The following is a 22790-nucleotide window of genomic DNA, read 5'->3' as shown; positions in this document are numbered from 1 at the left end:
AATATCGAAAACGATATCGCCTTTAAACCTATATCATTTTTAAAACGGATAGTTAATTCCTATGTTGTAAACCGCATTTCTGAAATTGTAATTTTTCAACCATCGGCTCCCTTCTGGTAGTGATGGTTCGTAGGTTTTAAAGCCAGTATCAAAACGTAGGACAAAAAAATCGAAGTCATATCGAAGCCCAAAACCTGATCCCACAGCAATATCCTCCAAAGAATCAAAACCCGTAAATGTTGCTCTGTCGTCCTCTACATTGTCTAGAACATTCCAGATATTGCCGACATCTACAAAAAGTGCTCCCCGTAAATTACCAAAAAGACCGAAGCGTTGTTCTGCACTTAAGTGAATTTTGAAGTTAGCTTCATTAAATTCGTTAGTAGTTGTAGAACTTCCAGGACCTAGGTTATATGCGGTCCAGGCTCTATTATCATTTGGTCCACCAGCAAAGAAACTCTCAGCAAAAGGAATACTGTTAGAATTGCCATAAGGAATGGCAATGCCAGCATAACTTCTAAAGGCTAAAACATTTTTGTTCCCTAAATCGAAATATTTTATATAATCAATTTCTGTTTTGAAGTATTGTGAAAAAACAACTCCAAAAACTTCGTAGTTACCATCCTCATTTTTTGGAGACCCTAATACTTCGGATAAGTTTGACAAAAGGTTTCCTGCAAGCTCAATACGCCACTTAAAAATCGAAAAACTATTATCAAAAATATTGGCACGCTTATCTTTTATATAGTCAAAACTAGATGAAAAGATGAGGTTGTTTTCTGTTAATCGTTCTTTACGTTCTTCAATATTATTTACGGCAATAAAATCATCATCACCAGGGCTTAAGCTGGTATTTCCGGTTAAAACATCATCAATAAACTCATCTGCCGGAGCGAATCTGTTGTTTAGTAGGGTGTCATCTCTAAGAGTTTCGTCTTCATCAATATAATCGATGCTTCTCGCAATATCATCTAAACGGTTAAATGAATTAGAATAGACTCCAAAATAGTTATTGGTGTTTAGATTTTTTACAAACTGTACATTAAATAGTTCTAGAATATTGGTCACGGTTCTAGATGGTGACCAATTATAACTCAAAAGTCCAGATAAGGTTTGTTTATCTAAACCAATATTTTGTTGGCCAGTTATTGAGAGGTTTATCGCTGTACTTGGCGACATATATTTTGGTATAATACTATCGGTATTAAAAGGCGTAAATAGACGTGGAATCGTTAACCTTAAGTTTCCACCAAACTCATTAATGTCAAAGAAGGTTTCGTCATTATCATTGCCATCCTCCGAAGCTCCAATGGCAGCGATACCACTTAGTTCTAGGGTTTCAGCACCTCTAAAAATATTTCTGATTTTTAAACCTGGTGTTACCGAAAATCCAATGGTTTGAATATTACTTTGTGACACATCCAGATCTAAACTCAGGGCATATTTCTTCTTAGGTTCTAAATAGATATTTGCTGTTAACGTTGTGTCATTACTATTTTCTAAATATTCAATTCTTGGATACCTAAACATTTGTAGATCATTTAGATAACGTGATGTTCTGCTGCGTGCTAAATCGCTGTAGATATCTCCTTTGTTAATAAATACTGCATCAGTTAAAGCTTTTGGTCTAAATCTTAGTTTATCCTTACTGTAAAGAGTATAGTCTTTGTAAATGGTAGTGTCTGAAATGGCTTTGAATTGATTCTCAAAATTATCGTCTGTAAAAATGTTAACCTCTTTAATTTTATAAGCTTTAAAGGGTTGTGCATAAGTAGAATCATCTGTTCTAATGACACGGTCAGCAATGATTAGCTCTGTATTTACATTATGATTTGTGCCAATGGTATCTGTAACAAATCTGATATAATCTTGTCCGAAATGATAGAATCCATTATTACGAAGGTAGGTGTTAATGCGTTCGCGTTCGTCCTCGAAATTTTTCTCGTCATATTGTTCTCCTTTCTTCAAAAGTGAGGCTCTACTAAACTTATAGTATAGGGAATCTATAGCAGGACTGCTTATTATCGGTTTTATAGAATCTAATATGTAAGGTGTATTCTTTGTTACTTTATACGTTACCTCAGCTCTTTTATTGGTGTCTTTTTGTATTTCATAGTCTACCGTGTTGTCAAACCAGCCTTTAGTATAGTAGTATTTTCTTAGTCTATTGGCAGTCTTTATGGTTTTGTCTTCATCTAGTAGGGTAGGTGCTTCTCCAGTACGTTTTAGCCAACTATTAAAATTGCGTTTGGATTGAATATACCGATCAAATTGCTTTTTGGAAAGCAATCTCTCTTTGCGCTTTACCTTAAGGCTATCACTTAAAATATTGGCATTTAGAATTGAGTCTATATTTGGTCTAGCTAAATTATATACATGAAGTCGAAGGGGAAATCCGAACAAGCCTTCCATACCTAGATTGGTTTTTTGAACAACCAAGTTATTTACGCGCTCTTCCTTGTTAACCTTGTCGTCAACTATTATGGTATTTTTAGTTATTAAATGTTCGTTGGCTTTAACTCTTTTTACCACATCACAGGAGCTTAAGATCACAACAAAAATCAATAAGCAAGTCTTGTATATGATCTTACGATTTTTAAATAGTATTGTGAAGTGAACTTTCAAACTTAAAAGATCTACGTTTTTTTTGATATGGATTGCTTAAAACAAAAATTAGTCCAAAAAGGTTTACTTTGTAATAACGCTAACAAAAGTAAAGACATTTTAATGTTATCAAAGAATCAAATAAAGTTAATTAAAAGTTTAGCCCAAAAAAAATACAGACAACAATTAGGCCTGTTCATTGTTGAAGGTGTAAAAGGGATTAACGAATTTCTAAATTCGGATGTTAGGCTTCATACATTATATACCACAAAATCTATTTTTAATATTGACAAAGACCTTGAGGTTGAAATTTCGGAAGTTGAGCTCAAAAAGATTTCAGCTTTTATGAATCCAAATACAGCTTTAGCAATTTTTTATATACCAAAGCCCAAGGACATAGACATCGATAGATTGATTGTGGCATTAGATGCGATTAGGGATCCGGGGAATTTAGGTACTATCATTAGGCTTTGCGATTGGTACGGTATTAAGGATTTGGTGTGTAGTAGTAATACAGTAGACTGTTTTAACCCTAAAGTTGTTCAGGCTACCATGGGTTCAATAACTCGGGTCAACGTAGTGTATTTAGACTTAGAACGTTTTGTTTTGGATTATAAAGGGCTTGTATTTGGAACCTATATGAATGGTGAAAACATCTATACGGCTCAACTACCAGATTCAGGTATGGTTATACTAGGAAATGAAGCGAATGGTATCTCAGAGTCTATCACCCAAAATGTTAATGAGCGATTAACTATTCCACAATTCGGAGCCCATAAAAAAACCGAAAGCCTCAATGTAGCAACTGCCACAGCGATTGTTCTAAGTGAGTTTAGTAGACGGTCTATTGAAACGTGAAGTTGATGAAGATGCCTCTGGTTTGCATACTTGCAACATTACCTGTCCATGGACTATTTGGGTCTTCGTCTAATACAATTTCATTATTCATGGAAAAAATAGCACGAATCGAAGGAGTAAACTTAAAATAGAGTAGATAAAGGTCTATACCGAAACCTATTTCGTAGAAATAGGTATTTCTTTTCATTCTAAACTCTCCTCCGCTATTATCATCTGGGTTGTCCTCATTACTCGATAGATTCAAAGCTGTAGAGAATCCACCAATAATAAATGGCTTAAAATTATTGATACGCTTGGTGGAAATCTTTAACAATAATGGAACATGAATGTATGTAGATCTTACTTCCCTCAATAAGTCAGAAGCACTAAAATCTTGACCCGCAAAATAACTTTCGTCGTACATCAAGTTTCTTGTGGTGAAAAAGACACCTGGCTCTAACCTTAGGTTCATGTAATTATTGATACGCATATCACCAATAAGGCCTAAATGAAAGCCAAAGGTTTTGTCTACTAATATGTCTTTTAAATCCTCGTTATAATTAAACTTGAAATCGTATTGATTGAAGCCTAGAAAATAGCCCCATGACAAAAACTTTTTGTCGAGATTATCAATATTATTGGCTACTTTTTCTTTGGTAAACAGTTGGGCTGATACACTTTGAAATACCAACGAAAATGCTATTAAAACTATGATTTTCTTCATAATTAAGCTTTAGATGCTGTATATATAGTAGCCACACCCATGGTTTGTGGCCTATCTTTGACTTTAATAAACCCAATTTTTCTCAAAATATTGTTTAGTGTCTCACCATAAGGAAATACTGAAGCTGATTCACTAAGATAACTATAAGCGATCTTATCTTTAGAAAATAGTTTTCCTATAGTTGGCAAAACAAATTTCGAATACAAATTATATCCGAACCTATAAATTGGATTTGTCGGTACAGAGGTTTCCAATATCACAAAAATACCGTCGGGTTTTAAAACCCTTAATATTTCAGTCAGACCTTTTTCTAAGTTTTCAAAGTTTCGTACTCCAAAAGCTACTGTAATAGCATCAAAGGTATTTTTTTCAAATGGTAAGTCTTCAGAATCACCGATAACCATTGAAATGGTGTTATCTAGTTTTTTTGAAGTCACTTTTTTTCTTCCAACCTCTAGCATACCATTACTAATATCCAAACCAATAATTTCCTTAGCATTGGTCGATGCAAGATTTATGGCCAAATCACCAGTCCCTGTAGCTATATCTAAAATATTTTCGGGCTTTTTTTCAGAAACTATTTTAACAACTTTTTGTCGCCATTTTACATCAATGCCTAAAGAAATAACACGGTTAAGGCCATCATATTCATTAGAAATGGTATCAAACATCTCCGTCACCTGATCTTTCTTGGACGCCTCACTATTCTTGTATGGTTTTACTTTTTCAGCCATTAAAAATTTTTGGCAAATATAAGGATAACATATAAGTACATGAAGCCACAGATGTTTAAAGTATATGAAAGTTTATCTTAAATACTTAGTAAAAATCCTAAACCTTTGGCATCTATTACTAACATTAAACACTCTGGTCGCTTCCCAACTAGGAACTTCTTACTATATTTGCATGTTTATTATGAACAACTCACGATGAAAATAATTATCGCAGGAGCAGGAGAGGTAGGGTTTCATTTAGCAAAACTGTTATCCTACGAGTCGCAAGAAATTACCCTAATAGATACAAAAAAAGATAGCCTTTCTTATGCGGGGGAGCACTTAGATATAAAGACCATAAAAGGTGATGCTACCTCAATTTCAATCCTTAGAGACGCCCGAATAGAATCTGCAGCACTCTTTATAGCGGTTACGTCATCCGAAACTACTAATATTACGGCCTGTGTACTTGCCAAGCAATTAGGTGCCCAACGTACTATTGCAAGAATTTCTAATACAGAATTTATTGACGAAAAGGAAACCATTGGATTTTCTCAATTTGGTATTGATGAACTTATATCGCCAGAGTCTTTAGCCGCTTCGGAAATAGAATTACTACTCAACCAATATGGATTTAACGACACCTATGAGTTTGAAGGTGGCGCCTTAACGATGTTGGGTTTGCGCTTGTCCCGAACGGCTACCTTTGTAGGTAAAACAGTAAGCGAAGCTGCCGAGATCTACTCAGAACTTCATTTTATCCCAATAGCTATTCAGCGCTATGCAACCCAATATACTATAATTCCAAGGGGAGATACACAGTTTAAGGAAGGCGATAAAGTGGTGTTTATGACCTCAAAGGGGGGTGATGCAGAATTGTTTGATTTATCTGGCAAAGTAAAAAGCCAGATAAAAAATGTAATGATTCTTGGTGGTAGTAAAATAGGATTTAAAACCGCTAGGGATTTGTGCAAAAGTAAATTTAACGTAAAGCTGGTCGAGAGTAGGCAGTCTATGGCCGAGGATCTTGCAGATAGATTACCAAATGCTTTAGTTATATGTGGTGATGGTAGAAATGTTGAGATTTTGGAGGAAGAAAATATTGCTGATATGGATGCCTTTATATCTGTTACTGGAAATTCTGAAACCAATATTATGTCGTGCTTATTGGCCAAATCTAAAGGCGTTAGAAAAACTATAGCTTTGGTTGAGAATATGGATTACTACCAGTTGTCGCAATCTATAGGCATAGACACTCTCATTAACAAGAAACTTTTGGCGGCGAATAACATATTTAGATACATTAGAAAAGGAGAAGTTGTAGCTATGACCAAGCTTACAAATATGAATGCCGAACTTTTAGAATTTGTTGTAAAACCCAATTCTAAAATTACAAACAAGACTATAAAGGATCTAGACTTTCCTAGGTCGGCAATTTTTGGTGGTGTTATAAGAAACGGAAAGGGTTTAATACCTTTAGGTAGTTTTAAGATAGAAGCTGGTGACCGCGTGGTGGTATGCTGTTTGCCACGTTCAATTTCTGAAGTAGAAGCCTTTTTCTCATAATTGCTATTATGTCCCGAATACATCTCAATTATAAGATCATTTTCCATTTTTTTGGATTACTGTTGCTATTCAACGGAGGCTTTATGCTACTTGCAACTTTAATTAGTTTGATCTATAAGGATGGAGTCACCTTTAATTTGTTTTTGGCAAGTATGGCAACATTGCTTATGGGAGCAGTGGCGATGTATGGCACTAAAAAGCATCGTAAGGAAATGAACAAGCGAGAAGGCTATATTGTTGTAGCTTTTGGCTGGATTGTTATGTCACTCACGGGAACCCTTCCATATTTAGCTACCGAAACGATACCATCGTTTACCGAGGCATTTTTTGAGACGATGTCTGGATATACTACTACAGGAGCTAGTATTCTTAATGATATAGAAATACTCCCAGAAGGCGTTTTGTTTTGGAGGAGTATGACACATTGGATTGGTGGAATGGGAATTATAGTCTTGGCCATAGCAATTCTTCCATTACTAGGAGTAGGTGGTATGCAGTTGTTTGCGGCAGAGGCTCCAGGTCCAGGAGGCGATAAATTACATCCAAGAATTACCGATACGGCAAAGCGTTTATGGCTTATTTATTTTGGTTATACTATAGCAGAGACCATTTTGCTACAAGTAGCAGGCATGTCTTTTTTTGATGCCATAAATCATGCTTTAAGCACTTTATCGACAGGGGGTTTTTCAACCAAGAATGCTAGCATCGCATATTGGAATGACAACCCGGCAGTTCAGTATATCATTATGTTCTTTATGTTTTTGGCAGGGACCAATTTTGTACTAAGTTATTATTTGTTTAAAGGTAATGTTACTAAGATTGTAAAGGATGATGAGTTTAAGCTTTATTTTAAGTTTATTACTGCATTTACTATTGTTGCCGCACTTTTAATATACTTTAGGGCAGATGTATCGCAATCTTCTGTGACTCACCCAATGGTTTTAGGCGAAGGGGAAAGTGCTGTTAGACATGGCTTGTTCCAAGTATTGGCTATAGTTACTACCACAGGTTTTGTTACGGCAGATTATACCATGTGGACACCATTTTTAACGGTTTTCTTTTTTGGGCTCATGTTCTTAGGTGGTTCTGCAGGGAGTACATCTGGTGGTGTAAAAGTGGTAAGGCATCTTATTCTCATCAAAAATGGTTTTCTAGAGTTTAAGAGATCCTTGCATCCCAATGCCATTTTACCCGTTAGATATAATACCAAATCGGTTTCTAAGGATATTGTGTTTAATGTCTTAGGCTTTTTTATACTCTATATGTTATCCTTTATTATAGGAGCACTAGTATTCTCTATGTTTCAGATCGATTTTACTTCCGCGATAGGTCTTTCGGCCTCAAGTTTAGGAAACGTTGGGCCAGCATTAGGAGATTTTGGGCCTGTAAATAACTATGCTGCACTACCAGCTTTAGGGAAATGGTGGGCATCATTTATGATGTTATTGGGTAGGCTTGAGCTTTTTACGGTTTTAATTTTGTTAACACCATTCTTCTGGAGAAATCGATAGTTTTGCAATATGTTCTTGGTTTAATACGTTATTTTAGCATGTAATAATACCCAAACGCATGTTGAAAAGTAAGTCAAAAAATAGACTCTGTTTTTTCATTTTTGTCTTAACCATTATGTCTTGTGTAGAAGATGTAGACTTTGACCAAGCCGAAGATCTAACGCTCACTCCCGTTGTTGCCTCAAGTGTGGTTTATACAGATGTCGAAGCCTCTCGCTTTTCCGAAAATGGAATAGAATTGGAACAGGTGAGTGACACTATTGCCAATATTGAGATATTTACCGAAGAATTTGTCATCGATAATTTAGTTCGAACAGAATTAATCTTTGAAGCTACAAACACCATTAATCGTACATTTGGCTTACAAGTTGATTTTTTAAGCAATTCTGACGAACTTCTTCATACATTATCTTTTGATGCCCAGCCTTCAAATGACGGTAGCGAGGTCGTTACCGAAAGCACTCATGTCTTTGAGGGTGACAGCCAAGAAGCCCTTAAATTGACTGTAAAGATGGTTATTACATTAAGACTCTATCCCAGTATGGATGGTTCGATCCTTGATGAAAACTCTACAGGGAACATAACCCTTAGGTCTAAAGGCTTCTTTTATCTCAATATACCAGTGTAATGTTTAGCAAAAGGTTAGTTATTGTAATCCTGATGCTAACAGTAAAGCACTTATTCTCTCAGAATAAACAGCTTCTATTTGGGTTTAATGATATTCCGCAATCGGTTTTGATTAATCCGAGCACGACTTTAGACAATGATTGGTTTGTCGGTGTTCCGTTACTCTCTCATTTTCATTTTAACTTTGGATCTTCAGGGATAAGTACTTTCGATCTTTTTGCAGATGACGGTAGAGATTTTAATGATAAGTTGCAAAGCGTTATATTTCAGTTGGACCGAAGCGATTTTTTCACGGCAACCCAACAACTCGATATCTTTAGTGGTGGGTTTGCATTTGGTAGAGGTATAGAAAAAGATAGGTATTTGTCCTTTGGGATGTATCTTGAAACGGATGTTATTGCTTATCATCCTAAGGATTATGCCATTTTAGCTTATGAAGGCAATGCCACTAACATTGGGCGTGTGTTCGATGTTAGCGACTTTAACTTAAGTGGAGAAATGGTTTCTGTATTCCATGTTGGTCTCACCAAAAAGGTTAACGACAAGTTTACGATAGGAGCAAGGGGTAAGATTTATTCTAGTGTTTTTAATATAAACTCTACCAATAATAGAGGTTCTTTTTTAACACAAGAAGGACAAAACAATTTATTGATTCATACATTTAATCTAGATTTTACGTACAATACATCTGGCATTAGAAGTCTTGCAGAAGATGATAATTCCGAGGTTTCAGATGATATAAGAACGCTTCGCAGACGCTTACTTTTTGGAGGTAATCTAGGTTTGGGCTTAGACTTTGGTTTTACGTACTTCCCCACAGATCAATGGACTATCGAAGCCAGTTTGTTGGATGTAGGTTTTATAAGACATTCCAAAGATTTAGATAACTATGCTGTTAACGGAAGCTATGTCTACGAGGGGATTAATCCGTTATTCCCTGAAGTACCAAATGGGCAAACTGCAGAAGATTACTGGAACGAGGTGGCCGATAATTTTGAAGAGTTGTTTGAAATAGATACCACAGCGACCAAATATACCACTTGGCGTCCCACCAAGTTTAATGCGGCCGTACGCTACAGCTTTGGTGAGCGAATTTCCAAAGACTGCAATTGTCTTGCTGAGGATAGTGGTTATTTAAATGCTGTTGGAGCACAATTATTTGCTGTACGCCGACCTAGGGCACCACAGTTGGCATTAACGGCATTTTATTACCGACGTCTTTTTGAGGGGTTGCAGTTTAAAGCCACCTATACGATAGATTCATTTTCATTTACTAATGTTGGGTTAGGTATTTCGGCAGATTTGGGACCCTTAAATCTATATGTCCTAGCCGATAATGTATTAGAGTATCAAAATTTGGCAAGATCACAAAGTAATTCGATACAATTTGGTCTTAATTTGGTGTTTGGAAGTGGTCAATGACCTCCTAGTTTAAATTTTTTTTGGATTTTTTAAAATTTAGCCAGCCTATATTTTTACTGGTGTTTTTTAAGGTTAATGTCTTCAATCGTACGCTATAGTTGTAACACAGCGTGTAACATTTTTTATTGTGCTGCGTCATATTAGCGTAACCAATTAAAAATTAACCATCATGGAATTAGTATTAAATCAAGAATTAGAAGCTTTACCAGAACCCGAGACGGTGTCTCATTATACCACCAATGGACTGTTGAATTCTAATTACAAATCAATTGTGAAACAAAATTTTAGTGCACCGAGACCAACCTCTGTATTTGGAATTAGACAACGTATTAAATCTTCACAATTCAATAGAATTAACCATACAGCTGCTATCCTAAAACTGTCTGTATTTGCCATAGCCTTAATTATCATATTCTAAAAGAGAAAGGCTAGATTTTCTGAACTTTTAACTGGTACTCTAAAAGTGTCTTTTATACAATTCGCAATGTAAATTTATGTTGCCTTGGATTTTATTTTCATTTTTCAATAAACACTTTAAAGTTATGAGCGCCAGTTCAATGATGACCAGTATTAGAAATAATTTGAATTTATTGTCTAATCGTAAGAAAGTAAAAGATAGACTTGGTCTAAGAAATAGGCTGGGTGGTTATGATTCTAATACAAAGACGGAATACAACCTGCCTAAAGCAACAACTAAGGAACTAAAAGCCTTAGCCAAGCGCTTAAAGGAAGAGCATAGGATAAGAATGACCAAAATAATAGTAGTTACAATTCTTCTGTTTTTAGGTTTGGTATACGCTTTTTTTTTACTCTAGCGATGGCATTATTGAGTTGTTGACCTATAGATAAGAACAAAACATTTGATTTGGATGCTTTTGGCATCGTCATAGAAAGGCTATAACATACCTATCTGGTGTTATGGCCTTTTATTTTTTAACGAAACTTCGAGCCTTTGCAAGAGTGGAACTTCTTATTTGGAAGTTTATGTACTCAGATGTGTGATGGTTTCCGTTTTAAAAAGTGCCAATTAAAAACACTATCTAATAGAACCTCTAAATTTGAGTTTCAACTATAATGGTACGCAACCTTTTTTTAAAAATGGCATCCTTTTATAAACGGACACACCAATCATTCAAACTATTAATACATGTTAAAACCCACGAATATCCTTATTGTTGAAAATGAACTTTTAATTATTGATATTCTAAAAAATGCGATTAGATCACTTTATCATGAGGGTTCATATCAGATAAAAACTTCGAGATCCGGTGACGAAACTTTAGAAATAATCAATAATAGTGTAGTTATGGAACTGGCATTAATTAACATTGGAATTCCATTGTATAGAAATAAGAAATTATTATACATAGAAGATATTATTTCAAAATTAAAAGTTCAATTTCCAGACGTGAAGCTTATTTTGTTTTCGTCAAGCACATGTAGCATTCAAATCCATACCCTTTTAAATACAATTAATCCAGAGAGTCTTATCATAAGAAGTGATGTCGATTATTCTGAATTGGTCAATGCTATAAAAACAGTACTTAATGCTTCACCATATTACAGTAAAACAGTATTACAATATTTAAGAAATAGTATTGCTAGCGGCATTCAAATTGATAAGGTAGATAAAGCAATCCTTCACTACCTTTCGTTGGGTAAAAAAACAACAGAATTACCCCATCTGGTTCATTTATCTAAAAGTGCTGTAGAAAACAGAAAACGCAAGTTGAAAGACGTATTTGGTATTTTTAAAGGAAATGACCAACAATTATTAGCTAGCGCTAGACAAAAAGGGTTTATCTAATGATGTAATATTAAAATGGATAAGATGATTCGTTTAAGGCCTAAAAGTTTACTATTATCTTATAGATTATTTTTTATATTTGGATAAAGTGCTTTACGAATTCAATCTATTACAGGTAACATAAACACCATATTGATAAATAAAAGAATTATCAACTTTGAACAGGGCAAATGAAAACGAAAAAAATAATTACACTTATTGTATTATTTGTAGCCATTAATTGTTTTTCTCAAGAAAAACAATACCCAGCCCCAGGGAAGCTTGTTGATATTGGAGGTTACAACATTCACTTAATTGTACAGGGAGAAGATACATCTGGTCCGACCGTTGTCTTCTTTCATGGTGCCGGAGATATCGCATTGATTTGGAATCTCGTATTACCTAAGGTAGGGAGTTTTGCTACTGCTGTGGCCATTGATCATGCAGGTGAAGGATGGAGTGATCATGGTTATGGAATGTCGTTAGACCAACAAGTTTTTGATAGCCACCAGGCCTTAAAAATGGCAGGATTAAAACCACCGTACATAGTTGTTGGGCATTCCTTAGGCGGGATACTGGCTAATTTGTTTGCTTCAGAATATAAGGATGATGTTTCAGGTGTAGTATTGGTCGATGCAACTCACCCAGATATAGTATTAAAAATTTACAATAAGTCCGCTAAGAAAATGGAGTGGAAAAAAATGAGATTAACAGCAAATGATACTATTCCAGAAGTTAAAAAAACACCGTTAAGCTCAATCCCCGAAGTTAAATCGTTTCAGCCAAAAAGGGATTTTGGGGATATGTTAAATAAATTCTCTGAAAGCGATAAAAAACTATTTCATTGGATTTACAATGAAAGGCCTTGGACCTATGTTAAAGGGCAGGGAAACACATATGAAGCGGAAATATTTCAACGAATGTATTCTAATTATGACAACTACAATCTTGGAGATATTCCATTAATTGTTATTTCCGCTGACAATAAAGATAACCCCGAAGGGGACGATAATTGGAGTACTGATGAATTGATAGAACATTCTCAAAATCTACAGAAGTTATTACTAGGGTTATCGTCTAATAGCACTCATATCGTTGCATCTAATAGTGGGCATTATATACATGTTGATGAACCTGATGTAATTGTCGATGCTATAAAAATATTATTAAAGGAAAAATGACACCCTTAGATTACACGGATTCCATCTAAATGAAGGGAATGGATGAATTCCAATTTATAACAATAGCGTTTAATGAATAAATCCATGCGGTCGGGATCTATTGATCTCCACTACCGTTGGTAGATTGAGATGGTTATAGCCCTTTGTTTTTGGGCGTTCCCCTACTACGTAAATACTTCGTAGAGTCGGGCTGTACGCTGTATCCCAGACGATGCTGTCTTGGGATGCCGCTGCCATCCCTAACGCTTTTCACCTCCATGTCCTAATTTAAAACATAACGGTTTTACAAACCCTTATTTTACAGGTTCTAAAGGATTTTCTCTTTTGCCAATATATCAATGAACAAAGAAAAACAGCGACTGCCATTTCGGTTAATTACTGTTTTTCAATTATTTAAGCTCTTATATGGTGTCGTGTCCTATTTTAAAACACTACCCTAACAACCTAGATTATGTTAAACATAAGAAAGTTATAAAATGCATGTATACAAATAGGGTAAATGATATTTCTTGTCTTTAAATAGCAAATTGAGCAAATCAGACCTAAAGCAAAAGTTCCAAAAACCGCATCTAAATCTGGCAAATGAATCAAGCCAAATACAAGAGAAGTGAAAATTATTATTACTGCATCCGATATGCCAGTAGATTTTAAAAATTCAAAACCAATTCCCCTATATAAAACCTCTTCATATATAGGTCCAATAACTATTGCACCACTTAAATATAGCAACGAACTATTATATGCGTCAGGTTTAATATTCATCTTGAAATTTGCATCGAAAATATATCTATTTATTATAAAATAACCTAAACCTATAACAAGACTAAAGATTACTAGTTTATAGTCAATTTTTGAATATCTAATTAAATTCTTAATCTTAATTTTTGAAATTAAAAATAGTACCAAAAAAAATATCAATAACTTAGATAATATAAGACTTATATTAAAATTTAAAAGATAATTTTTGGGTTCTATTTTTAGTAATAAGTTAGTAAACCCTTTTGTTAAAAAAAAGCCCAAAACGTATTCTAAAATATAGAATAAAAGTAAGGTTAAAAGGTATAAAATTGTCTTTTTAGTCATTTTCTTCTTCTTCCCTTTTGGTTGCTTTATCATTATTTATCGAATCTTGTATTCTTTTTAAAACCGGTACATGATCTCTTTTGTGAGTTTCAATGAGAATTATTCTATATGTGTTATAACCTATACCTGAAGGACCAGCATTTGATGGTGGACACATTGGGCAATTAAATGGAGAAAAGCCTGAGCCGCCCATCCCTTTAACAACACCTTTCAAACTAATATCTGGCTTCTCTGGCTCCCAATTAACCATATCTTCTTTAGCCTCATCATTGTCGGTTGCTTGTACCATATCCTTAGTCATTTCCTTAGCAGAAAAAGAACTATTATCTATTATTGATGCGATTTCTTGATGTTCCTCTACTTGCTCGGGTATTGCAACTATATCTCCTGGATCAACCGCTGATTTTTCCACACCATCTTTAGTGTCGATATACGTACCCATGTTTCCTAAAGATGAGTTTTCTTTTGGTGTACTGGCCATTATTTCTTTAGCTCTCTCAAAAGAAATTCCAGCATCTCTTGATAAGGTTGATGCACTATCTCCAGCTTCAGCAGTCCAAGTACCATCACCATTTGGTATCCATGGCCCCATACCAAGTTTATCTATAAAGAATATTGGATTATTAATTGCATACGCATAAGTCGACTGGAAATTATAGTCTTCTGCCAATGGGTCAATCGTTACGAACCTTGCTGTCCAAGGGTCGTAATGTCTCGCTTCGTATTCGTACATTCCATAACCTAAAGATTCTTCTAACTCCTTGCCATTATACTTGAACTTCTGCGCCACACTATTAACGTTTGCCGACACGACATCGTTGTAACCTTTATGAAGCCCGCCAAAAGGATAGTAGTTATGCTCCTCGATAATATCCAAGCTGCCATTATTGTCCATATAGGTCAACCTAATGTTACCCAAGTGGTCCTTATATTGGTAAACATAATCGTATTCCGAGCCGTTACGCTCTACATAACCTTCGGGCTGGTTGAAGAAGGAGAGTTTAAAGGGCGACTGAAGGTTTCCCCTTTTTACATATACAAAATGGCCTGCGTACCGGGTGCATTCTACACTGCGGATGCTCTTGGAATAATACTCGGAGACCTTCTTCTCCAGTTTTGTGCCCGTGGCATCGTACACATATTCTATAACACCGTTATCGTCGTCACTGGTAAACAAGGGCCCATTGATCTCCACTAGCGTTGGTAGATTGAGATGGTTATATCCAGATAGCGCGGATATGTTATCCGCGTAACAATTAGATTTTACGCTAACCATTGGTTTTCAATTGTTTAAAATCATATTTTAATCTATGACCTTTTTTACTACATTACCCGTTATCCACTACCCAATCTTTTTGTCTTTATTATAAATTTCTGATTTAATAATTTTTCCTTTTTCGTCAAAAACTTCATATTTCCCATGCCATAAGCCATCTCTCACAGAATATTTCTCTTTTATATTTCCATTTTCATAATACTCATACCAAATTCCTTCCTTAAGGCCTTTTGAATTATATTGTCCTTTAATTTTTATATTCCCTGAATGGTAAAAAGTTAAATATTCACCATAAAACTTTCCATTTAAATAATTTTGAACAATTTTCTTATTTCCGTTTGGAAAATAATAAGTCTGTAAGCCATCTTTTAATACATCCTTTTCAAATCTAGTAATAGTATGCAATGATCCACCAAAATGATATTCTTTGAAATCGCCATCTCTTTTTCCTTCAATATAAAATTCAGTTATAAATAGCTGACCGTCAGGGTAAAACACATTACGAATACCATTTAAATTATTATCAACGTAATTCTCAATCGATTCTAATGATTCATTTTGTCTAAACTTAAACCATATACCAGATTTCATACCATGTTTTAGTAATCCAATTTCTTTAAGATTATTGTTCTCATAATAGATAATTTTAAGGTCATCACTTTTAGTTTCAATTCCTTCTGAAAAAAAAAGAATATCTATCAAATGCACCATTTTCACCAAAATAAACCCAAAGACCTTCTTTAAAATTATTATAAATGTTTCCAGCTTCTTTGATATAAACTTCATTATAATAGTTTACTTTAACCATGTCTTGAGCATTACTAGTGGTAATTATTAATGCTAGAACGATAAAATAAAAAAAATACTTTTTCATTTTTTGAGTTTTTAATTTTTAGAAAAGTAAAGAAATTACAAAACCTAATCCTAAAAAAACTATTAGACCAACCGCAAAATTTAGCATATATTGAGAAATGAAGTTATTACTTCGCTTTTGGGGTTTTAGAGATAGGTCTTTTTTTGATTTTTTCATTCCTATCAATTTAAAAAAATAATATCGAGTATTCAATCCTAAAAAATTTACCAAAATTGACTCAATCAATATTTGAAATATTGCTTCCATAATTTAATCTTCATCACTATCTAACCAAATAGATTTTAACACTATCATCCCATTAGGAATTTGATTATTGTATGCATCAACTCCTTTATTTAAACCACGATTAAGTAAACCTCTGTTTTTAGGACTAAGGCGACTTAGATTACCTTTAAAAAGTTTAGAAAATTGTGCAGCATTGAATTTTTTCAAATACCCCAGGCCTTTAGGTGCAATTGAACTATATGCCTTACTTCCTGTCCCAAAAGGTAGCCCGAAGGTAGCTGTACTGACAACACCTTCTGTAGGTTTGTAATTAGCAGAGCCATCAATATTAATAAAAGCTTTTCCGCCAGTCAAAGGATTTGTTCTACTCGGTATTAAATCAAAATCAAATACTTGTACAACTTGAAATAAATCACTTGCTACATTATATGAAAAATTTGCTACAAAATTATCAGAAAATGACCATCTTTCCCATATATTGTGTGGTTTTCTTTGACCTACAATAGTTTCATAAGTATAATAATGAGTCTTATAAATGTTCATTTCAATTAGCCAAGCTGCCTCTTGCGTACTTAATGGATCATCTTTTTTCACTGTTACTTCTGGCAACACTGTAGTACTTTCAGGTGAAGAGTTAAAAGATCTGTCATTACTCATGTAGCCAACGTAACCACCATCATTAGTATAAAAACCTGAGAATCCATCATTATACCATTTCGTTCCATGAGAACTTCGATTAAATACATCCAATAAAACACTTTCTTCAATCAACCCTAGAGGATCAGAATAAAAAATTGGATTATTAAACCCAAATCTATAAGGTGTCCAGTTATGGTAGTTTTCAGCTAATGGGTCAACAGCCATAAATTTACCTAATACATTATCATACTGCCTAAAGTCCATTTCATTAAGATTCAGACCTAACGCTTCTTCAAACTCTCTGTCATTATACTTAAACCTGCTCGCCACCGAGTTCACATTCGCACTTACCATGTCATTATACCCTTTATGCTCTAACCCAAAGGGATAGTAGTTATGCTCCTCGATAATATCCAAGCTGCCATTATTGTCCATGTAGGTCAACCTAATGTTCCCCAAATGGTCCTTATATTGGTAAACATAGTCGTATTCCGAGTCATTTTTTTCCACATTACCCTTGGGATTTTTAGCTTTACCTTCTTAATTAAACTACTTTAGTTGCTTGTCTGTATTTGTCCTAAATCAGTAACTAAATAACTTTCAGACTTGGAGCTTTCCACATAATCGTCTAATTCTTCACTATAATACTCGGATGATATTTCAAAACTAAATTTTCCTTTATTAAATTTAAAATTAGTTACTGTAATGTTATTCTCTCCCTCTGAAATTTCACTTGCTATAATTTTTGATTCTGTAACTTCCAAACTTCTATTAATAACTGACATAAGATAATCTCCGCACCCTCCACCTGCTATGCAGTTTAATCTATATAAATAGATACTATATTCCTTATAGTTATATTTTGATAATAATTCCGCATAGTTATACTTATTCAGATTAATTTTTTTCGTTAATTGACATTTAATAATATCAAAAGAAACTTTAAAGTCTAACTTCTCCTCATATGGTATTGAGTCAAAATGACTTTTGTGGCGACTACAATTAGTAATTTCTTTTTTGTCGTCTATAGCTGATTTATTAGTTACACTATTTTCATCGTTTTTATCATTAAAGTTTCTACATGAAAAAACGGATAATAATAAAAATATAAAGATTCTTGTTTTCATAAATTATTCATTTTGATAGTTTTCAGTGAAATTTTCAAAATTGCTCAGAAAATTTGATAGCCAAGTCCAGACATTAGTTGTATTATTTTCTTCTCCTTTTCTATGAGTATGACCAACTGAGTGCCTCCCTTGTCTAAATGTTCTCCAAGCATATTCAACTTTTCCTCCACTTTGAGGTGCATGTATTATTTGAAATCTTGTTACATTCCCATCTTTATCTTTTTGAACTTTACCTGTAGCTACCATTACATGAGTAATTCTTCCTCCACTATTTTCATAAAACACTAAGTCTCCCATCCCAATTAAATTAGCATTTTCATGTAAAAACCCTGTTCCTTCTTGCATAGCGTCAGCGAATTGTTGTCTTTGGTCATGAGCTGTACCAACTCTTAAATCACCCATTAATTTATCAGTGTCAGAATTAAAGGCTTCTGATGCTAAACCAGAGCAGTCAATTCCAAAAGAGGAGCCATTGGATACATTAAATTTATCATAAACTGCTTGTGTAGAGCCTTTCCCATCATAGTAATAACTTCTAAGATTTTTTGAAGTTTGCTGCAATTCACCTCTAGTTGTTCCTCGCCCTTGTATTTCCGGGCTAACACTTGCTGCACCGACAGTTGCATCGTTATATGTTCCCACTAAATCATCTTCAGGATTTTTACCACCCCATTCGTACATTGTTCCAAGAAAAGATTGAGCAGATGCAAGAACTTCTGGTGGGTCAGGTGATTCACCATTTTTCTCTTCAAAGTAAACTGGGTTATTTGCAGCATATACATAAGGTGACTGAAAATGGAACTCTTCTGACATTGGGTCAATACTTATAAATCTTGCTGTAAACTGGTCGTAGAAACGAGCCCCATAATGATACAGGGTTAATCCTAACTCATCTTGCAACTCTTTTCCATTATATTTGAACCTATTCGCCACACTATTCACATTAGCAGACACCACGTCATTATACCCTTTATGCTTTAGGCCAAAGGGATAGTAGTTATGTTCCTCGATAATATCCAAGCTGCCATTATTGTCCATGTAGGTCAACCTAATGTTCCCCAAGTGGTCCTTGTATTGATAGGCATAGTTATAACTACCAGGGCCGTTACGCTGCACATAGCCCTCGGGTAGGGAGAGTATTTGTAGGCCTTGGTCTATCTCATTACGCGTTTTAATCGTACAAAGTTCTATCTATACTATCTAAGAGTTTAACTATATAATTTCTTTGGTTTTCATCTTTCACTTCATTGGTAACCTTTTTATACAATGCATTATATTTTTCCTCTCTTTCTTTTCCTTCAAAGACAACAAAATCCAATGCTATACCTAGTTGCAAAGCTTTACCTAAAGAACTTCCCTTATTATTAAATAAATATTTAGTAACAATATATATATTATCATAAAATATATCATTAAATACTGAACCTTGAATCAAAGTAGATGATAAGCTATTCGAATTATTATAAATAAATTCTACAGCTTTTAGATAATTGTTTTGTGTCTTTTCCCCCTTTTCATTAAATGCAACTTTACTATAAGAAAATAGAGCTTCTAAACAATCTGATTCTTCTGAATTAAAATCAACTAACTTCTTCCTTAAATATTCTTGATTAGTAATTTGTTCGATGTCTACTTTACATTGATATTGGTCTTCAGAAGACTTGACATTCTTTTCTTTCTCAATACATGAAAAAGTATTGATTAGCATAAATATTATTAAAATTATTTTCATTTTTAATTTATTAGTAGTTTTGTGATTTACCATTCAAATAATCTTCATATGCTTCAATAGCATTATCTAAATGTTTCTGAAGTATTTCCATCCTTTTAGCATAAATGTTTTCTGCTTCAGCCCTTAATTCGGACAAAATCATAGCTTCTGAAAAAACTGGAAAACCATTAGGATATTGGTCTGCAAGCAAACCCTTAAAAATTTCTTGTATTTCATTCTCTCTTGAATTAAATTGATCTAAGTCATCAATTACTTTTAAAACACCTCCATATTCATCTGGGTCATCTCCCATTAATCGCTCTACCAAAGTTTTTAATGTTAAAACATCATTATCTGAACATCTTAGACAGCCGTGCGTTTTTATTAGTTTAGGATTCTTTACTTTTTCCCAAAGTCCTGTTGCCTTATTATAAACTTCTTGTCTACCTCCATGAACTCTTATAAGGGTTCTCCCACTATCCTTGATTTCACCTGAAAGCGGGGATAATATTAACCTATCATTTGGTCCATATGATTTTCTTTTTTCGCCAGAAGCGCTAGCTTTTATCCACATATTTTTATTTGGAATATCATAAGAGCCTAAAGGGGTATCTGCGTTGGTTTTCATTCTATCTCTACCTCCAGTACCTTCAACACGAACTTTAAATCTATAAATTTCTTTACCATGCCTATTGGTAACTACGGCTACACCATATCCGTTTTCTTCTCTATTTTTAGCAACATGTACAGTAATATCCCAGTTTCCGTTAGGATCTATTCGCATGATAGGTGAATTTCTAACGTAATTATAAGGTGTAGAATTAAAATACAATTCTGCCTTAGCATCTATATTAAACCATCTTGCTATAGCAGGATCTAACATTCTTGCGCCGTAATCGTACATATCCAGTCCAAGTTCATCGTTAAACTCTTTGTTCCCAAAGCCAAACTTTTCGGCTACAGAGTTGGCGTTTGCGCTCATTATGTTGTTATAGCCCTTTTGCAAAAGGCCGAAAGGGTAATAATTTTTCTCAGAGATTATCTCAGTATTAGCATTGATAGAGCCATTTTTATCACTATCCGCGTATGTAAGTCGTACGTTACCCAAGTGGTCCTTATATTGATAGGCATAACCATAATCTGCACCGTTTTTTCCTCATAGCCCACGGGATTTTCAATTATTTAAAATAGTGTTTTAGTCCATGCCCTTTTTTACAACACTACCTTCTATACCCATTTAAAATTGTTTTTTATCGATACTGCCATTAATACCGCTAGAATTATTGAAATAGCAATATACAAGAAGTAAAAAATAGAATGTGCTCTTTTCTCTTCTTTACTTAAACCATTATAGTCATTTTCTATAGCTTTTATATCACAAGATTTAAAATACAAATAATTTATTATGAGCAATAGTGTAATAATAACTCCTCCAAGAATCGGTGTAAATGATAAATCTCGTCTATTCATTAAATGAAAAAAGATAAAACCTTGTATGAATATGAGATTTAAAACCTGTAATCCAACTATGGCACATACTGATGAGAATAACATATCCACATTACCCTTTTTGTAATATGAATATAAAAACCAAAAGAATCTTTTATAAATCATAATTTACCAATTTGCTGCATTTTGAAAAGTATTGAAATACAAATTGCTTTCAACTATTGATTTACCTATTCCAGTACCCAGTGACCATCCTGCAACATAAATATTTTTACTTGCAATAGCTCCACCATCTACACCTCCAATATAGCTGGCACCAAGGGCTGTAAGATTACCTTCGGCATACTCTCCATATGTACTATAAAGACCATATACGCCTACTAATTTACCTGCATTACCTGCTATACTACTATATTTTTTAGATAACTTTCCGATATAACCATCTCGTCCTCCCGTATACCCATTTCCATTAAACTTCCAATCATAGAACTTTTTCGTTTTAGTCGAAAACCACCAGTTACCTGGATTATACAAAAGATTTTGAGCATATTTACCAGCAAAAAACCCTAATTTCACACCAGGAAACGAACTTCCATTTTGATGCCAACTTCTTTCTCTAAAGTATTTATATGAATAAAATAAATCAGAGTAGAATGCAGATTTTTCATTCCAAGGATTAGAACCATAATTCTCTACTTGACCTTTAATGTTGTTTGCTTGCCTAGCGCTAAAACCATTAGAATTTCCATTTCTACCAGTGACTATTGTCTCCTCATCTAGCAATATACTACCATCACTTAGCCTTCCGCCAGTTCCGTTAAATTCTTCAGAAATGAATATGTCAATCTGAGCAATTGAAGCTTTCTCTCCATTGTTTAACTCTTCAAATCCCAACATATTCATAAATCTCTCAATATCCTTAGTGTCATTAGTAGTCCAACTTCCATCAGCAGTCCTTTCCCATAAACCCGTTGGGTCACTAAATAATATAGGGTTATTGAACCCAAAGCGATAAGGTGTCCAGTTATGAGCCATTTCCGCAGCTGGATCAATACCAAAAAATCTACCTAAATTAGGCTCATAATGCCTAAATGTCATCTCTTGTACATTTAACCCCAAAGATTCCTCGTAAGGCTGTCCATTAAAACCATATTTCTGCGCAACACTATTAACGTTTGCCGACACGACATCGTTGTAACCTTTATGAAGCCCGCCAAAGGGATAGTAGTTATGCTCCTCAATAATATCCAGGCTACCATTATTATCCATGTAGGTCAACCTAATGTTACCCAAGTGGTCCTTATATTGGTAAACATAATCGTATTCCGAGCCGTTACGCTCTACATAGCCCTCGGGATGGCTAAACATCTGCAATCCCAAACCTACTTCTGCACCCATCCAAAACTGGCCGTCATGGCCATAGCTCCCCGATCTT

22 protein-coding genes are annotated in these 22790 nt (G+C 34.4%); 9 read left to right on the top strand and 13 right to left on the bottom strand.

Annotated elements, in window-relative coordinates; all coding sequences use genetic code 11:
* Positions 1–39: 39 nt before the first annotated feature.
* Positions 40–2532: a BamA/TamA family outer membrane protein gene (locus Q0972_RS00585; protein ID WP_299361255.1), complete on the bottom strand. Its 2493-nt coding sequence runs from the start codon at positions 2530–2532 to the stop codon at positions 40–42.
* 195 nt (positions 2533–2727) lie between these two features.
* On the opposite strand from Q0972_RS00585, the gene Q0972_RS00580 reads away from it, so the two are divergent.
* Positions 2728–3462: an RNA methyltransferase gene (locus tag Q0972_RS00580; RefSeq protein WP_299361252.1), complete on the top strand. Its 735-nt coding sequence runs from the start codon at positions 2728–2730 to the stop codon at positions 3460–3462.
* Here Q0972_RS00580 and Q0972_RS00575 read toward each other — a convergent pair.
* Positions 3449–4165, bottom strand: coding sequence for a porin family protein (locus Q0972_RS00575; RefSeq protein WP_299361250.1), 717 nt, complete (start codon positions 4163–4165; stop codon positions 3449–3451). The genes Q0972_RS00580 and Q0972_RS00575 overlap by 14 nt on opposite strands.
* A 2-nt stretch (positions 4166–4167) precedes the next feature.
* Positions 4168–4899 (bottom strand): bifunctional demethylmenaquinone methyltransferase/2-methoxy-6-polyprenyl-1,4-benzoquinol methylase UbiE, encoded by a 732-nt coding sequence (ubiE, locus tag Q0972_RS00570; protein WP_299361249.1) that lies wholly within the window; start codon positions 4897–4899, stop codon positions 4168–4170.
* A gap of 195 nt (positions 4900–5094) precedes the next feature.
* On the opposite strand from ubiE, the gene trkA reads away from it, so the two are divergent.
* The 8 genes from trkA to Q0972_RS00530 all read left to right on the top strand — a co-directional run bounded on the left by trkA (position 5095) and on the right by Q0972_RS00530 (position 12971).
* A complete protein-coding gene (trkA, locus tag Q0972_RS00565) occupies positions 5095–6444 on the top strand; it encodes a Trk system potassium transporter TrkA (RefSeq protein ID WP_299361246.1) in 1350 nt (449 codons plus the stop codon).
* 8 nt (positions 6445–6452) lie between these two features.
* Positions 6453–7955, top strand: a complete 1503-nt coding sequence (locus Q0972_RS00560) for a TrkH family potassium uptake protein (RefSeq protein ID WP_299361244.1) — start codon at positions 6453–6455, stop codon at positions 7953–7955.
* A gap of 115 nt (positions 7956–8070) precedes the next feature.
* On the top strand, positions 8071–8583 hold the full coding sequence (locus Q0972_RS00555) for a hypothetical protein (protein WP_299361242.1): 513 nt from the start codon (positions 8071–8073) through the stop codon (positions 8581–8583).
* A gap of 32 nt (positions 8584–8615) precedes the next feature.
* Positions 8616–10004, top strand: coding sequence for a DUF5723 family protein (locus tag Q0972_RS00550; protein ID WP_299361240.1), 1389 nt, complete (start codon positions 8616–8618; stop codon positions 10002–10004).
* A 169-nt stretch (positions 10005–10173) separates the two neighbouring features.
* Positions 10174–10422, top strand: a complete 249-nt coding sequence (locus tag Q0972_RS00545) for a hypothetical protein (RefSeq protein ID WP_299361238.1) — start codon at positions 10174–10176, stop codon at positions 10420–10422.
* Positions 10423–10546: 124 nt separating this feature from the next.
* Entirely contained in the window at positions 10547–10819 is a 273-nt protein-coding gene (locus Q0972_RS00540; protein WP_299361236.1) for a hypothetical protein, read from the top strand.
* 332 nt (positions 10820–11151) lie between these two features.
* Entirely contained in the window at positions 11152–11811 is a 660-nt protein-coding gene (locus Q0972_RS00535; protein ID WP_299361234.1) for a hypothetical protein, read from the top strand.
* Positions 11812–11981: 170 nt separating this feature from the next.
* Positions 11982–12971 carry an alpha/beta hydrolase gene (locus Q0972_RS00530; RefSeq protein ID WP_299361232.1) on the top strand — a complete coding sequence of 330 codons (990 nt, stop codon included), beginning with the start codon at positions 11982–11984 and terminating at the stop codon, positions 12969–12971.
* 444 nt (positions 12972–13415) lie between these two features.
* On the opposite strand, the gene Q0972_RS00525 is transcribed toward Q0972_RS00530, so the two are convergent.
* The 10 genes from Q0972_RS00525 to Q0972_RS00480 all read right to left on the bottom strand — a co-directional run.
* Entirely contained in the window at positions 13416–14087 is a 672-nt protein-coding gene (locus Q0972_RS00525) for a CPBP family intramembrane glutamic endopeptidase (protein ID WP_299361230.1), read from the bottom strand.
* Positions 14047–15330 carry an RHS repeat-associated core domain-containing protein gene (locus tag Q0972_RS00520; protein ID WP_299361229.1) on the bottom strand — a complete coding sequence of 428 codons (1284 nt, stop codon included), beginning with the start codon at positions 15328–15330 and terminating at the stop codon, positions 14047–14049. Before Q0972_RS00520 ends, Q0972_RS00525 begins: the two co-directional genes overlap by 41 nt.
* Positions 15331–15396: 66 nt before the next feature.
* A complete protein-coding gene (locus Q0972_RS00515) occupies positions 15397–16116 on the bottom strand; it encodes a hypothetical protein (RefSeq protein ID WP_299361227.1) in 720 nt (239 codons plus the stop codon).
* Between the two features lie 337 nt (positions 16117–16453).
* Positions 16454–17578, bottom strand: a complete 1125-nt coding sequence (locus Q0972_RS00510; RefSeq protein ID WP_299361224.1) for an RHS repeat-associated core domain-containing protein — start codon at positions 17576–17578, stop codon at positions 16454–16456.
* Between the two features lie 44 nt (positions 17579–17622).
* Positions 17623–18195: a hypothetical protein gene (locus Q0972_RS00505; RefSeq protein WP_299361222.1), complete on the bottom strand. Its 573-nt coding sequence runs from the start codon at positions 18193–18195 to the stop codon at positions 17623–17625.
* Positions 18196–18198: 3 nt separating this feature from the next.
* The gene (locus Q0972_RS00500; RefSeq protein ID WP_299361220.1) at positions 18199–19311 is read right to left on the bottom strand and encodes an RHS repeat-associated core domain-containing protein; all 1113 of its coding nucleotides are present in this window, start codon (positions 19309–19311) and stop codon (positions 18199–18201) included.
* Between the two features lie 55 nt (positions 19312–19366).
* Complete coding sequence (locus Q0972_RS00495; RefSeq protein ID WP_299361218.1) at positions 19367–19927, bottom strand: hypothetical protein; 561 nt, start codon at positions 19925–19927, stop codon at positions 19367–19369.
* A gap of 10 nt (positions 19928–19937) precedes the next feature.
* The gene (locus Q0972_RS00490) at positions 19938–21014 is read right to left on the bottom strand and encodes an RHS repeat-associated core domain-containing protein (RefSeq protein WP_299361215.1); all 1077 of its coding nucleotides are present in this window, start codon (positions 21012–21014) and stop codon (positions 19938–19940) included.
* A 119-nt stretch (positions 21015–21133) separates the two neighbouring features.
* Complete coding sequence (locus Q0972_RS00485) at positions 21134–21520, bottom strand: hypothetical protein (protein ID WP_299361213.1); 387 nt, start codon at positions 21518–21520, stop codon at positions 21134–21136.
* A gap of 3 nt (positions 21521–21523) precedes the next feature.
* A partial coding sequence (locus tag Q0972_RS00480) for an RHS repeat-associated core domain-containing protein (protein WP_299361211.1) occupies positions 21524–22790 on the bottom strand: 1267 nt, incomplete at its 5' end.

This window comes from Winogradskyella sp. (genome assembly GCF_028282165.1).
GTDB lineage: Bacteria > Bacteroidota > Bacteroidia > Flavobacteriales > Flavobacteriaceae > Winogradskyella.
This window is presented reverse-complemented; position numbering and strand designations above follow the sequence as displayed.

Coding starts and splice junctions, on each gene's coding strand:
- Q0972_RS00580 (WP_299361252.1), top strand. CDS start 2,728: ATGTTATCAAAGAATCAAATAAAGTTAATTAAAAGTTTAGCCCAAAAA.
- Q0972_RS00575 (WP_299361250.1), bottom strand. CDS start 4,165: ATGAAGAAAATCATAGTTTTAATAGCATTTTCGTTGGTATTTCAAAGT.
- ubiE (WP_299361249.1), bottom strand. CDS start 4,899: ATGGCTGAAAAAGTAAAACCATACAAGAATAGTGAGGCGTCCAAGAAA.
- trkA (WP_299361246.1), top strand. CDS start 5,095: ATGAAAATAATTATCGCAGGAGCAGGAGAGGTAGGGTTTCATTTAGCA.
- Q0972_RS00560 (WP_299361244.1), top strand. CDS start 6,453: ATGTCCCGAATACATCTCAATTATAAGATCATTTTCCATTTTTTTGGA.
- Q0972_RS00555 (WP_299361242.1), top strand. CDS start 8,071: ATGTCTTGTGTAGAAGATGTAGACTTTGACCAAGCCGAAGATCTAACG.
- Q0972_RS00550 (WP_299361240.1), top strand. CDS start 8,616: ATGCTAACAGTAAAGCACTTATTCTCTCAGAATAAACAGCTTCTATTT.
- Q0972_RS00545 (WP_299361238.1), top strand. CDS start 10,174: ATGGAATTAGTATTAAATCAAGAATTAGAAGCTTTACCAGAACCCGAG.
- Q0972_RS00540 (WP_299361236.1), top strand. CDS start 10,547: ATGAGCGCCAGTTCAATGATGACCAGTATTAGAAATAATTTGAATTTA.
- Q0972_RS00535 (WP_299361234.1), top strand. CDS start 11,152: ATGTTAAAACCCACGAATATCCTTATTGTTGAAAATGAACTTTTAATT.
- Q0972_RS00530 (WP_299361232.1), top strand. CDS start 11,982: ATGAAAACGAAAAAAATAATTACACTTATTGTATTATTTGTAGCCATT.
- Q0972_RS00525 (WP_299361230.1), bottom strand. CDS start 14,087: ATGATAAAGCAACCAAAAGGGAAGAAGAAGAAAATGACTAAAAAGACA.
- Q0972_RS00520 (WP_299361229.1), bottom strand. CDS start 15,330: ATGGTTAGCGTAAAATCTAATTGTTACGCGGATAACATATCCGCGCTA.
- Q0972_RS00515 (WP_299361227.1), bottom strand. CDS start 16,116: ATGAAGTTTATATCAAAGAAGCTGGAAACATTTATAATAATTTTAAAG.
- Q0972_RS00505 (WP_299361222.1), bottom strand. CDS start 18,195: ATGAAAACAAGAATCTTTATATTTTTATTATTATCCGTTTTTTCATGT.
- Q0972_RS00495 (WP_299361218.1), bottom strand. CDS start 19,927: ATGAAAATAATTTTAATAATATTTATGCTAATCAATACTTTTTCATGT.
- Q0972_RS00485 (WP_299361213.1), bottom strand. CDS start 21,520: ATGATTTATAAAAGATTCTTTTGGTTTTTATATTCATATTACAAAAAG.